Origin of the sequence: Neobacillus novalis NBRC 102450 (assembly GCF_001591805.1) — a bacterium.
Classification (GTDB): domain Bacteria; phylum Bacillota; class Bacilli; order Bacillales; family Cytobacillaceae; genus Neobacillus; species Neobacillus novalis.
In genome coordinates, this window is the sequence record NZ_BCVP01000010.1 from 277,035 (window position 1) to 290,095 (window position 13,061).

12 protein-coding genes are annotated in these 13,061 nt (G+C 41.1%); 2 read left to right on the forward strand and 10 right to left on the reverse strand.

What is annotated here, in order from left to right; all coding sequences use genetic code 11:
* Positions 1 to 72: 72 nt before the first annotated feature.
* Genes BANVL01_RS09265 through dppA form a run of 5 tightly spaced genes read right to left on the reverse strand, consistent with a single transcriptional unit; the run spans position 73 to position 5,464 of the window.
* Positions 73 to 1,707: a peptide ABC transporter substrate-binding protein gene (locus BANVL01_RS09265; protein ID WP_066085874.1), complete on the reverse strand. Its 1,635-nt coding sequence runs from the start codon at positions 1,705 to 1,707 to the stop codon at positions 73 to 75.
* 28 nt (positions 1,708 to 1,735) lie between these two features.
* Positions 1,736 to 2,734 carry an ABC transporter ATP-binding protein gene (locus BANVL01_RS09270; RefSeq protein WP_066085868.1) on the reverse strand — a complete coding sequence of 333 codons (999 nt, stop codon included), beginning with the start codon at positions 2,732 to 2,734 and terminating at the stop codon, positions 1,736 to 1,738.
* Between the two features lie 4 nt (positions 2,735 to 2,738).
* Positions 2,739 to 3,692 (reverse strand): ABC transporter permease, encoded by a 954-nt coding sequence (locus tag BANVL01_RS09275; RefSeq protein WP_066085866.1) that lies wholly within the window; start codon positions 3,690 to 3,692, stop codon positions 2,739 to 2,741.
* Positions 3,693 to 4,625, reverse strand: a complete 933-nt coding sequence (locus tag BANVL01_RS09280; RefSeq protein WP_066085863.1) for an ABC transporter permease — start codon at positions 4,623 to 4,625, stop codon at positions 3,693 to 3,695.
* Positions 4,626 to 4,639: 14 nt separating this feature from the next.
* Positions 4,640 to 5,464, reverse strand: coding sequence for a D-aminopeptidase DppA (gene dppA, locus BANVL01_RS09285; RefSeq protein WP_066085860.1), 825 nt, complete (start codon positions 5,462 to 5,464; stop codon positions 4,640 to 4,642).
* A gap of 462 nt (positions 5,465 to 5,926) precedes the next feature.
* Between dppA and BANVL01_RS09290 the strand changes: the two genes are divergently transcribed.
* Complete coding sequence (locus tag BANVL01_RS09290) at positions 5,927 to 7,444, forward strand: TerD family protein (protein ID WP_066085857.1); 1,518 nt, start codon at positions 5,927 to 5,929, stop codon at positions 7,442 to 7,444.
* A 39-nt stretch (positions 7,445 to 7,483) separates the two neighbouring features.
* Here BANVL01_RS09290 and selB read toward each other — a convergent pair whose 3' ends face one another.
* On the reverse strand, positions 7,484 to 9,367 hold the full coding sequence (gene selB / locus BANVL01_RS09295) for a selenocysteine-specific translation elongation factor (protein WP_082804928.1): 1,884 nt from the start codon (positions 9,365 to 9,367) through the stop codon (positions 7,484 to 7,486).
* A 109-nt stretch (positions 9,368 to 9,476) separates the two neighbouring features.
* Positions 9,477 to 10,460 (reverse strand): hypothetical protein, encoded by a 984-nt coding sequence (locus BANVL01_RS09300; RefSeq protein ID WP_156482237.1) that lies wholly within the window; start codon positions 10,458 to 10,460, stop codon positions 9,477 to 9,479.
* Between the two features lie 122 nt (positions 10,461 to 10,582).
* Between BANVL01_RS09300 and BANVL01_RS09305 the strand changes: the two genes are divergently transcribed.
* Positions 10,583 to 11,065 carry a GNAT family N-acetyltransferase gene (locus BANVL01_RS09305; RefSeq protein ID WP_066085851.1) on the forward strand — a complete coding sequence of 161 codons (483 nt, stop codon included), beginning with the start codon at positions 10,583 to 10,585 and terminating at the stop codon, positions 11,063 to 11,065.
* A 27-nt stretch (positions 11,066 to 11,092) separates the two neighbouring features.
* Here the strand turns inward: BANVL01_RS09305 and BANVL01_RS09310 are convergent, their stop codons facing one another.
* From BANVL01_RS09310 to BANVL01_RS28190, 3 genes are all read right to left on the reverse strand, one after another.
* Positions 11,093 to 12,061 carry an NAD(P)-dependent alcohol dehydrogenase gene (locus BANVL01_RS09310; protein ID WP_066085849.1) on the reverse strand — a complete coding sequence of 323 codons (969 nt, stop codon included), beginning with the start codon at positions 12,059 to 12,061 and terminating at the stop codon, positions 11,093 to 11,095.
* Positions 12,062 to 12,122: 61 nt separating this feature from the next.
* A complete protein-coding gene (locus tag BANVL01_RS09315; RefSeq protein WP_066085846.1) occupies positions 12,123 to 12,596 on the reverse strand; it encodes a hypothetical protein in 474 nt (157 codons plus the stop codon).
* A gap of 3 nt (positions 12,597 to 12,599) precedes the next feature.
* Positions 12,600 to 13,055, reverse strand: coding sequence for a GNAT family N-acetyltransferase (locus BANVL01_RS28190; protein ID WP_169803161.1), 456 nt, complete (start codon positions 13,053 to 13,055; stop codon positions 12,600 to 12,602).
* Positions 13,056 to 13,061: the final 6 nt, after the last annotated feature.

Here is a 13,061-nt window from a genome sequence, read left to right on the forward strand (position 1 = left end):
TTAAGAAAAGGGATGTTCAAGCGAACATCCCTTTTCCCAGTTTTTCTAGCTCCAGCGCTTCCGCTTTTCTTTTTATTTTTTATCTGCGCCTTTTAGCTCTAAGTAACCAACTGGATGTCGGACAATGCCTGTTACATTTTTATTTTGTAAATACACTTGGTTGTAGAAGTGAATTGGAACAATTGGAGCTGCGTCGAGTAAAATTTTCTCGGCTTTATACATCATTTCATAACGTTTCTTTTCGTCTTTTTCAAGCTTTGCATCTTTAATCAATTGGTCAAATTCTTTGTTGCTCCAACCTGTACGGTTCATCGGCGAGCCAGTAATAAAGTTTTCGAGGAAGTTGATTGGATCAGCATAGTCTGCAAGGAACGAGCTCCGTGAGAACTGGAATTTTAACGCTTTTTGATCGGTTGCAAACACACTGCTTTCCATATTGGCAAGCTTCACGTCCACACCTAAATTTTCTTTAAACATTTGCTGCAGGGCCTCAGCAATTTTCTTGTGCTGATCACTAGTGCTATAGGTTAAAGTTACTTCTGGAAGCTTCGTGTACTTTTCCTCTTCCATCCCTTTTTTCAAAAGTTCTTTCGCTTTCGCTACATCTGTTTTGATCAGATCACCGCTCTTTTCACGGAAGTCATTACCTTCAGGATCTTTAAATCCGTAAGAGACAAAGCCGTATGCAGGCTTTTCTTGATTTTTTGTAACGAGTTCAACCATTTGCTTCTGGTCAACAGCAAGGGCGAATGCCTTACGGATATTCTCATTTTGGAAAGGTGCCTTTGTGACGTTAAAACGATAGAAATATTCGCCGGCTTGGTCTTCAACCTTTACGTCTCCATCTTTAAACAGCTTTTCTGCCATCTCTGATGGGACATCAGATGTATCCAGCTCACCTGTTGTATACATTTGGTATTCAGTTGTTGGATCGTCTACCATTGCCCAATGTACTTTATCGATTTTCACATTTTTTGTATCCCAATATTTATCATTCTTGACCATAGTAAAATCACTATCATGGTTCCATTCTGCTAATTTATATGGACCATTTGCCACAAATGTGTTGGCTTCGGCAAACCATTTTGGATTTTCTTTGGCTACTTTTTCATTTATCGGGAAGAAGCAAGGATTAGAAATAACACTTAAGAAATAAGCCTGCGGACTGATTAGTGTTACTTCAAAGGTCTTTTTATCCACTGCTTTTACCTTTACATCATCTGCAGAACCTGCTCCGGTATTATAAGCCTCGCCGCCTTCAATAAAGTAAGCTAAAAAGGCTGCCGGTGAACTTGTATTCGGATCCAATAAACGCTTCCAGGCAAAGACAAAATCGTCAGCCGTTACATCATCGCCGTTAGACCATTTTGCATTGTCACGGATATGGAATGTATACGTTTTGCCATCAGCGGAAACATCCCATTTTTCAGCTGTTGCCTCTTTTGGCTGATGTGTTTCATCTAAGCGCGTAAGACCTTCCATAAGATTGTTTAACGAATTCCATGAAACAGCATCAAAGCCGATTGGCGGGTCAAACGATGTTGGCTCTTGGCCATTATTCAAGTTTAGAACCTTTTCTACCTTTTTTTCTTCTGACTTTCCTTTTCCATCATCTTTCTTTTCGCTACCAGCGTCCTTGTTTGCTGTACAAGCGGCTAAAGCAAACATCATCATCACGGCGACTAACAAAACAGTAAGCTTTTTCATCTTTTTCCCCCTCGTTCAATTTATTATGTTATTTAAAGCTTGAAACCAATTTCTTTGCCCGTTCGTCCTGCAGCCAGCAATCTACCTGGTGCTGCTCGCTTAAATGCGTTTTAAACGGATAAACCCTATCACAAACCTCCATTGCATAAGGACAGCGTGCCGCAAAGGCACATCCTACAGGCGGTGAAAATAAATCGGGGGGTGTCCCAGGGATGGGAACAAGCTCTCCCTTTTCCGCATCAAGGCGCGGTACAGACTGAAGCAATCCCTTAGTATATGGGTGCTGCGGCTTATAAAAAATCTCCCGCCTTGTGCCTAATTCAACAATTCTGCCGGCATACATGACCGCAATCCGGTCAGCCACCTGGGCGACCACTCCCAAATCATGGGTAATTAATATAATCGAAACCCCTGTCTTCTTTTGAATATCACGAAACAGCTCCAAAATTTGCGCTTGAATCGTGACATCAAGAGCAGTTGTCGGTTCATCGGCAATTAATACATCAGGCCGGCACACTAGCGCCATCGCAATCACAATCCGCTGGCGCATTCCCCCACTAAACTGATGGGGATACTGCTTTAGCCGTATTTCCGGGTTCGGAATCCCAACGAGCGTCAGCATCTCAACCGCTACTCTTTTCGCCTGAGCCCTCGTTAGTTTCTCATGCTGGATAATCCCTTCCATAATTTGCTCTCCAATGGTAATCGTCGGATTGAGTGCCGTCATTGGGTCCTGGAAGATCATCGAAATATTGGCCCCGCGAATTTTCCGCAGCTCCGGTTCTTTCAATTTAATTAAATCCATATTTTTGAAAATAATTTCTCCGCCGCGAATTTTACCAGGGGGTTCAGGAATAAGTCTCATAATGCTTTGTGAAGTGACACTTTTTCCGCAGCCGGATTCCCCGACAATCGCTAATGTTTCCCCTTTATGGAGGTCAAAACTGACCCCGCGAACGGCTTTCACTTCACCGCCGTAAGTTGAAAAGGAAACGTGAAGGTCTTTAACCTGAAGAACTTTTTCCATGCTGTTACCTCCTCAACTTCGGATCTAGGGCGTCCTGAAGTCCATCACCTAATACATTAAATGCAAACATTGTTAACGAAATAAACATCGTTGGGAAGAACAAGCGCCACCAGTATCCTGATAGAATCGTAGACAAACCATCATTCGCCATTACACCCCAGCTGGCATGTGGTGCTTGGATTCCCAGACCAATGAAACTCAAAAACGCTTCAGCAAAAATAGCAGATGGAATCGTCAGCGTCATTTGGACGATAATCGGTCCCATTGTGTTTGGCAATAGATTTTTCCGAATAATCCGTGCTGTTTTCGTCCCAAATGTTTTCGATGCAAGCACGAATTCATAGTTTTTAATTTGCAGGACCTGTCCACGGACAATCCGCGCCATCCCCACCCATCCCGTAATTGAGAGTGCTAGAATAATAGTGGTTAGACCTGGGCCAATGACAACCATTACTAGAATGACGACAAGTAAATAGGGAAGTCCATATAATATCTCAACAAATCTCATCATTAGGTTATCTGTACGGCCGCCTTTATAGCCGGAAAGTCCTCCATATACTACACCAATAATAAAATCAATGAGCGCAGCCATTAAGCCGACAAATAAAGAGATACGGGCCCCATAACAGGTGCGGATAAATACATCGCGCCCGAGATCATCTGTTCCAAACCAATATTTGCTTGATGGCGGTAAATTTTGCTCCGCTAGTTTTTGTGACTCAACCGTATGGCTTGAAAAAATCGGACCGAAAATAGCCAATAATGCTAAAAAGAGTAAGAAGATGAGTCCTGCCATTGCCAATTTGTTTTTTAAAAGCCTGTGCCACGAATCCTGCCAGTACGAAAGACTGGGCCTTACAACAGCTTCAGCTTCTTGTTTGTTTCGAACTTTTGGAACAAACCATTCATTTGGAACATCCGGCGAAATATTTTGTGCTTCCTGCTTCCGCAGTTCCATTTATTTCGCCTCCTTCTTATGTAGCTTAATTCTTGGGTCTAATACCCCATAAGCAATATCGACTAATAAAAGCATAAAGATCAAAATCGCACTATAAAATACGGTTGTCCCCATGATGACTGGATAATCACGATTATTAATGCTATCAACAAAATATTTCCCCATACCAGGGATGGCAAAGATTTTTTCAATAACAAATGTCCCGGTTAAGATACTTGCCGCTAATGACCCTAGCACAGTTACCACCGGTAAAAGGGCATTACGGAGCGCATGCTTAAAGACAATTTTGACCGGTGAAAGTCCTTTGGCTTTTGCCGTCTTTATGTAGTCCTGGGTTAAAACTTCAAGCATGCTTGTTCGGGTTAAGCGGGCGATAATCGCCATGGGTCCTGTTGCCAACGCCAATATCGGCAATACCATGTGTTGGGGGCTGGACCACGTTGCTACTGGGAAGATTGGCAGATTAACAGCCAACTGTTGAATTAACACGGTTGCCATGACAAAGTTCGGAATCGAAATCCCAAGGACTGCTATACTCATTGCTAGATAATCAATGATTCCGTTATGTCTCAGAGCGGCGACCACACCTAGAATAAGTCCAGAAATAAGCGCTACAATCAACGTATACATACCTAGTTCAAACGAAACCGGAAATCCTCTTCCCAGCATGTCATTGACTGTCTGGGATGATTTTTTAATCGAAGGTCCGAGGTCAAACTTGACCAATGCCTTTAAATAATTTCCGTATTGAACGATTAAAGGTTTATCGAGCTGATAATAGGCTTCAAGATTTTTTTGAATTGCCTCATTTGTCGTCCTCTCTTCATTAAAGGGTGAACCCGGTACCGAATGCATTAAGAAAAATGTCCCGGTAATGATCAGCCATAAAGTGATGAACATGGCAATCAATCGTTTAAAAAAGTAAGCTTTCATGCTTGACCCCCTTTCTAACAGAATGTTGTTCGCATCGCTAATTCAGTCATTACGAGCATGGCCTGGTACGCTTCCAAAATATTTTTGGCTTGAAAACGAACCGTGGTTGTACCAGGGATAATCTCTGTTCCCGGCATTAAATTTGCCCACTCTGCTTGTCCGTAATTGGCAAACTCTATTCCTAATAATGGACGGTCCGGCGGAGTAAGCGGTTTCACTTTTCCGTTATTTTTTATCGCAAGGGCCGTTTTTTCGCGGAGGAGCTGTCCAGCTTTTACCGGTGTTAACGATTTTGCCGCAGACCGAGAGATCGTTTCTTTCACAATCGCCGTAGTAATATTTGGAATGATCTGCTCTGCCTCATTTGCCGCACGATCATCCCCTGCGACCATAATAACAGGTACATCAAAATAACCTGCGACAAAGGCATTAAATCCTAACTCACCAACAGCAATATCATTTATGTACATATTGCGTACACCATAAATCATCGAATGGGACATAACTCCCGGTAAGGATGCACGGGCATGGTAACCAACAAACATGGCACCCGTATAAGATCCATCTAACCCTTGAACCATTGAAAATGGTTTTACATCACCAGTAATGAGCTGTGTATCCGCATGAAGCCTTTCAATTAAAAGGTTATTCATTTTCGAGTGGCTATCATTAACAACGACTTCCTCACAGCCTTCATCAAAAGCGGCAGTGATCACATGATTCGCCTCATCTGTCATGATGATCCTGCTTCGTTCATAATTAAGTTTATTGGAATCAACGTGAGTATGATCAACTAGACCCGTTATTCCTTCCATGTCAACAGAAATATATAGTTTCATAGACGATTTCCTTTCTCCTATTTATTTCAATTTATCTTACTATTATAAAATAACATTTCGTTTTATTCAAATTATTTTTAAAATTCTATATTAAGTGGTATAATAGTCCTGCATTTTATCTCTGTGGAAAAGGGGCGGAGCGTCGCATAAACGAATCAGTATAATCAGTCGAAGTGAAAATATACATTTCGTACTTTGAATAGGTAAAGCCGAGCTCTGCTCACACCGCCTTTATTATGTTGGTGCAATACTCATTTAAAATACAATTCCATGCATGGGTTTGGAGTTGAAACTCATGTTAGTTTTTAAGTGTAATTTTTTGAAACTTCTCGCCTTCATTCCCGTATATTTATAGTAGAAAATTGGACTCTCCGAAGACAAACCGGTAAGAAGTTTTTCTCTTTTTCAAAAAATAGAATTATAATGTACATATGGACAATATTCGATAAGGAGTGGAAATTTGTGGGTGTTTCGCTTAGCAAGGGGCAAAAAGTTGATTTGACCAAATCTCACCCTGGCCTGAAGAATGTTGGTGTCGGGCTGGGCTGGAATGTTAGTCATTTAGGTTCTAATTTTGATTTGGACGCGTCGGCCTTTTTAATAGGCCAAACTGGAATGGTACAAAGCGACCAGGACTTTGTTTTCTATAATAATCCTTCAGGTGGAAATGGCTCGGTTATTTATAGCGGCGACAACCGGATTGGTTCAGGTGTGCGCGATGATGAACAAATAAGAATTGATTTAAACAAGGTACCAGCTCACATCCATCGGATTGCCTTTACGATTACGATTCACGATGCACAGGTGAAACGGCAAAATTTCGGACAAGTGGCCGATTCCTACGTGCGTATTTTTGATGATGTAACCAATGAAGAATTATTAAGATTTAACCTTGGAAGAGATTTTACTGTTGAAACAGCAATTGTTGCTGCCGAAGTTTACCGTCATAACGGAGAATGGAAATTTAATGCGATTGCCAGTGGCTTTCAAGGGGGATTAGCCGCACTTTGCCGCAACTTTGGTGTTACAGTTGACGACCCGCCAGTGAGCGCACCGGCTACGCCCCCTTCCCAGCAGTCAAATTACCAGCAGAGTCAAAGGAATACTAATGACTATCAACCAAGTAATCCGTACCAGCAACCTAATCATTCTTATCAGCAGCTGCCAAACAATCTTAATCATTACCAGCAGAATCAAAATAACGTTAGCCCTTACCAGCAGAATCAAAATAGCTATAATCCCTACCAGCAAAACCAGCCTGGCCAAAATTCATACCAGCAGCCTGCCTATGGGTATCCGACGCAGTCGGCCTATCCATCCACTTCCGGCTCACGTCAGGCATATGGCGGTGATGACATTATTTGTCCGCGCTGCCATTCCTCGAATGTTCGAACGGGGAAAAAAGGATTCGGTCTTGGCAAAGCGGCCATTGGAGGTTTAATCCTTGGGCCTGTCGGACTGCTTGGCGGTTTTATCGGGCAAAACCAGCTAAAACTTACTTGTAACAGCTGCGGAAACACCTGGTCCCCTTCGCAAACGGATTATGCGGAATGGGCAAACAATCAAAAGCGGAAAGCTCAAGATGTGTTCAATCGATACAAAAGCCAGGACGTCCTCGAGGCAGTGGTTGCGGGCTGTGCCCTAGTGGCAATGGCGGATGGTTACTTAGACGCTTCCGAACGGCAAAAAATGATGGAATTTGTTCATCAAAGTGAGGAGTTACGCGTTTTTGATACCAATAAAGTCATTCAAAAGTTTAACTTGTTCGTTTCAAGAATTGAGAATGACCGCATGATGGGCCGTGCGGAAGCATTTCGGGCACTTGGAAAAATTAGAACAAAGCCAGAGATCGCCCGGCTAGTTGCCCGCTATTGTATCGCAATCGGTTACGCCGATGGAAATTTTGACAATAATGAAAAACAAATGGTAGCAGACATTTGCCACGAACTTGGACTGAACCCTGCTGAATTCCTATCCTAAGAAAAAAGCCTTCACTCCGATTTTAGGAGTGAGGCTTTTTTACATTTTCCAAACACGTTTGTTTTCTACTCTTTTGGTAAATCCTTTTGCATCCAATCTCTCTAAAAAGGGAATCATGTATTTCCGCGATAATGCAAGTACATCCTTCGCATCTCCGACTTCGAACTCAGTTCCTGTTTGGCTCCGCAGTTTATCGACTGCTTCTCCGAACACTTCCCCGTGATAGGCAAACTGATCATCTAACTGCACGAGTAGCTGTTGGTCTGCTAGAAATCTCTTTAGGTCAAACTCTAAACTCTCAGGAATGCCAGCTCCTGTAAAATAATCCTTTAAATAGCGAACCTTTAAGCCGTCTCGTTTCAATTCCTTAAGCATGTTTTCGGTTCGCTTGGCCCAGCTTTTCGGCACATTGGGAATAAAACCTGACAAGGAAACAAATTGTTCTTTTCGCTTAAAAATACCATTCGTTATTCCATATTCAACGACATAATCAAGCAGGGATTTAGGAAATCTTTTTTGCATCGTTTGCAAAAGTTCCGCTTTATTTACCCCCGGTTTCATTGAATGAGAAAGATGATAATCCTGCAGGCGATCAAAAATATCTTCTTCTAAAGAATCGATTAACAATTGAAACGTATATTCTTTTCCATTATATAAAACAAATTCGGGATCACCCAAATGTTCGGTTAATGTTGCTTCATCCAATGCTGTCCGCTTAATCAACTCATTAAGCGGTAGGCTCTTCGCTTCTATTAAAGCAGCCGTGATTCGTTCTTTCGGTGTGCCTGCTTTTTTCTTTTCAAGTTCCTCAATTGTTTGGTTTCCGAAGCGATATTTATTTCCGCGTGGATCGATTACCCAGCCGCCGCCAATCGTCTCTTGCGGGCTTGGCCTCCGTAAAATAAAGCGGTCGCCGCGTTTCGTGAGAATTTCCTCCTCAAGCCGGAGCTGACAAAGAATCTCGCCATTTTCTTCCTTAATTTCATTGCGATCAAAGAAAACAATCCTGCCCATTACCTCTGCCGTTCCGATATGAAGCTTGATCGGCATCCTTTGCTTCACCAGATGTTCAAGGTCTTCAACCATCCGAATGGCTACATCTAAAGTTTTTGTTACAATAAAATGCTCAGATGAAACGAGGACATCACCGCGTTCCAAGTCTTCCTTGGAAACATTTGAAAGGTTTATCGCGGTCCGCTGACCGGCATATGCCTTTACCGAAGGTTTATGGTGCACCTGAATCTGCCTCGCTCTCACCTCGAGCCCTCTTGGCATGATTTTTAGTGCTTGCCCTTCCTCAACGGAACCTTCATACACAGTCCCACGAACAACCGTCCCTTGACCTTTAACAGTAAACACTTGGTCGATTGGCAGCCGGAATGCCCCTTTAACATCCCGCATTTCTTGGTCCTTTAATGTTTTAATAATTAATTCTTTTATTTTGTCGATTCCTTTATTTGATAGGCTATCGACAAGAACAAATGGAGCATCCTCAAACACGGTGCCTGCTAGCTCTTCAAAAATATCATCATTGACAAGCTCAATAAATTCCTCGTCAACCCTGTCAATTTTCGAAATCGCCACCAAACCATTTTTCACACCTAAGAATTTTAAAATATCAAGATGTTCTCTCGTCTGCGGCATCACGCCCTCATCCGCGGCGACGACAAGGACAACGAGGTCAATTCCGGCCACTCCGGCAATCATTTGCCTGATAAAGCGTTCATGCCCCGGAACATCAATGACGGAAATTTGGATTTCATCATCTTCATATAATGGCGCAAATCCGAGTTCAATCGAGATTTGCCGCTCTTTTTCCTCTTTTAAACGATCTGTATCAATATTTGTGAGTGCTTTTGTTAATGAGGTTTTCCCATGGTCAATATGTCCCGCCATGCCAATCGTAAAATATCGTTTTTCCAAGATTGTCACCTTCTTTATCGTTCTACCATTCTACTGTAGCCCTTATAATACATTTGTTCAAGAGAACATTTTTAGACAATCTGTTGCTATCGCTATTCTTCAACGTGCGCTATATGATTCCTTCTGTAATGATTTCGTTTGTTTCAAGCTTCCCTGTATGTTCATCATATAAAGTCCAAGCCCAATTTTGAATCCTGACAGAATCCACAGACTTCCATTGATCGAGGCTGGGAATCACGTCTTTTCCAAAAGCTAATTGAGACAATTTAGTCATTAATACATAGGATGAGTATGGGTGCGGGTAATTCGGGTCTTTTTTTGCCTCATAAAAAAATTTCTTTAGTAATCTATACGGCTTCGGTTCGTAAATTAGTTCAACCAGTTTGGCTCGGTATTCCAAATCTTTTGCGGGCAGATTGGGGAAGCATCCATAATCACTGAGATGCTGCGCTTCATGCTTTAAATAACTCACTTGAAACTCGCTGCTTTCAATTGTTACCCTTTTTTTCTTAGGCCGTTCATCTACATAATAAAGACCGTCTTCTTTCGCCCAGCCACCGGCAAATTTTTCGCCGAATGTTGCAAAATGAATCCAGCTTTGCATGATGAAATCCCTCAAGAAGTAAACCGTAACATCCTGTGTTTGATGAGGTAATTCAACCCTAAATTCCTTTTTATCCGTCGTTCGCCAAATATATGGCCCTCTGAATGGAGACGTCACGCCGCCTAAAAACTGATATCCTTTTTCTTTAAAAATTTCTTCTAATTTTTCCTCAATTAAATCAAGGCTGTCGATTAAAACTTTATCTGAAATTAATAGCCTTAGCTCATGGACTAACCGAGTTTCTGCATCTATAACACTCTTTCGCGTTAAAACCGAAAGAAAGTATTGATTATAAGCCAATAAAACTTTTCTAATCCAAGGGTCGTCCGTTTTAAATCTAAAATTTGGCTTTCCTCCAAAAAAACGGTGATAATACTTCATTTCCAGTTGCTCATATTTTCTATTTTTATTTGGCAGTGACTGAAGATACTCATAAGCAGCCGTCACATCCCCCTGTAAACACAAGGCATAGAATTTAGACTCGTCCAATTTGGATCCCTCACAATATTGTTTTTTCTATTTTCCAGTTAACAAATTTCTTCTAAAAATGATAAAATAAAGGAAACTGACGAAATTTTGTTACTTACTATTTTAGTAGATTGGAGAATAATATGATAAAACTTGTAAAAGTATTAACGGAAGAAGAGGATATCCTTCATAACCTTATCCAATTTTACATTTATGAATTTAGCCAGTACATACCAACCATTGCTTTAGAATCGAATGGATCATACAAGCCATTTGATTTAACAGACTACTGGAGAAGCCCTAACCTGCACCCCTTTTTCATTAAAAAGGAAGACGAGCTAATTGGTTTTGCCCTTATTGAAAGTGCTACAGACATCGAGCCGAACGCGATACTAGAATTCTTTATTGTCCGAAAATATGCCGGTAAAGGCTATGGAAAAATGGCTGCCTACGAAATATTCACCTTATTTCCTGGTAAGTGGTTTGTTACCCAAATTGAAAAGAACTATCCTGCACAGGCTTTTTGGAGAAGTACGATTTCTAAATTTACAGGTGGAAAGTTCAGTGAAAGATATGACGAAAATAGGAAGTCAATCCAAGAGTTTGATACAAACTTGCTAGTATAATAATCAGGAGTAGTTGGATTTATCCCACTACTCCACACTGATAACAACCTTCCCCTTTACGTGTCCTTCTCCAAGATACCGAATAGCTTCTTCCACCTGACTTAACGAATATCGTCTATCGATAACAGGTGCTAGTTTACCTGAAACAAAAAGATTTTTTAAAATATTTTGATCATCTTTGTTTGGTTTATGAACTAGGATAGCCATATTTTTTCTTTCAGTTTTAGAAATCAAGGGTCCCAGTAACAATAATTGGAAAATTAGAGATAAAGAGCCTCCAACCATAACATATTTGCCCTTTGGATTTAATGAACGCTTGTAATCGAAGATTGACCGAGTTCCTACAACATCAAGAATGAGATCATAAAACAGTCCATTTTGGCTGAAATCTTCTTGAGTGTAATCAATAACATGGTCTGCGCCCAGCGACTTTAACATATCCAGCTTAATCGCGCTGTCCACACAAGTTACTTCAGCACCATGTAATTTGGCAATCTGCAGCGCAAACGTGCCCACACCTCCACCGGCACCATTAATTAAAACCGTTTGACCCTCCTGAAGCTGTCCTTTATTGCGAAGTCCCTGCAAGGCGAGGACAGCAGCTTGTGGAATTGCCGCTGCTTGTTCAAATGTCATACTAGCTGGTTTTATTGACAATGCTTCTTCATGTATACATACATACTCCGCAAATCCACCCCAGCCACACCAAGAAATATCCCCGAATACCTCGTCTTCTTGTTGAAGGTGTTTAACATTTCTGCCAATCGCTTCAACCCGTCCTGCTATGTCTGCTCCAAGTATCTTATATTTTGGTTTTAGCATACCTCCCATTCGAGCCAGGAATGGTTTACCTCTTAGGAGATCCCAGTCCCAAGAATTCACAGAAACAGCATGGACCTTTACCAATACTTCATTATCCTGTGGAGTAGGTATTTCTACTTCTTTGAGAGTAAGAACATCAGTCGTTCCGTACTTATCGTATACCATCGCCTTCATGAGGACTTCTCCTTTAATTTTCGGTATGAGTAAAAGTATTTCTAATTTTAATACCTAAGTTTTATCGATTATCCCAAATCGAATCTAAATCTTTTATTAAACTTTCTTTTGATTTTTCGACCTTAACCAGTTGTGCATATTCCATAGCGAAGTTATATTGTTCCTTTGCTAGATCATTTTTTTCTAAAAGAGCATTTGCTCGACACAGTGCTTCATAGGCATAGCCAATATAAAATGGTTCAATTTCGTTTGCCAAGCTAACTTCTAAACAACGATCTCCGTAATATAATGCTCGTTCCCCCAATTCCGCAACAGCATAAACCCTTGATAATTGCCAATACCCAATCGAGAGATTTTGCGATGTGTGATCTACAACCTTTGTCCAATGCCAAAACGAAGTATGCGCTAGATTAATCATTTCTTCTGCCTCTTCAGATGACCTTTCAGTATTATCCAATAAATCCCATGACGCATTAAAACAATTTATGGCTAATTGTTTGTGCGTGAATGTTGGAGTCTCTTTTACAGTTTTCATGATTTATTCCCCTCTTTTTTCAAAGTTACTTATCAATAAACCTGGAACAACCTCCATGTCAAGAACCAATTTAAATCCATTACGCAAATATAAGTTCTTGGCAGGTGTATTATTCTTACCTGTCGAAACTTTAAAAACTAGTAAATCCGGATGTTCTTTCTCGATAAAGGTTAATAATGCTTGAGCAATTCCCTTACGAAAATGCTTGGGATGAACAACCATCCGGCAAATCGTGAGCTCGCGATCATCGATTGTATAAGAAATAGCTCCAGCCAATTCATCTCCCTCAAAATATCCATAGAAGGTTTCCTTACTCTCCATCAGTTCCTCCATAGACTCTTTCAACGGTGGGATATCGAAAAAATTGATTAATTTGGCTTCGATGAGATAGGAGACCCTTTGCAAATCAAACAGTGCCCTGACTTTGTCCATATTTTGAAGATCAAACTTTTTTATCATGCGGCT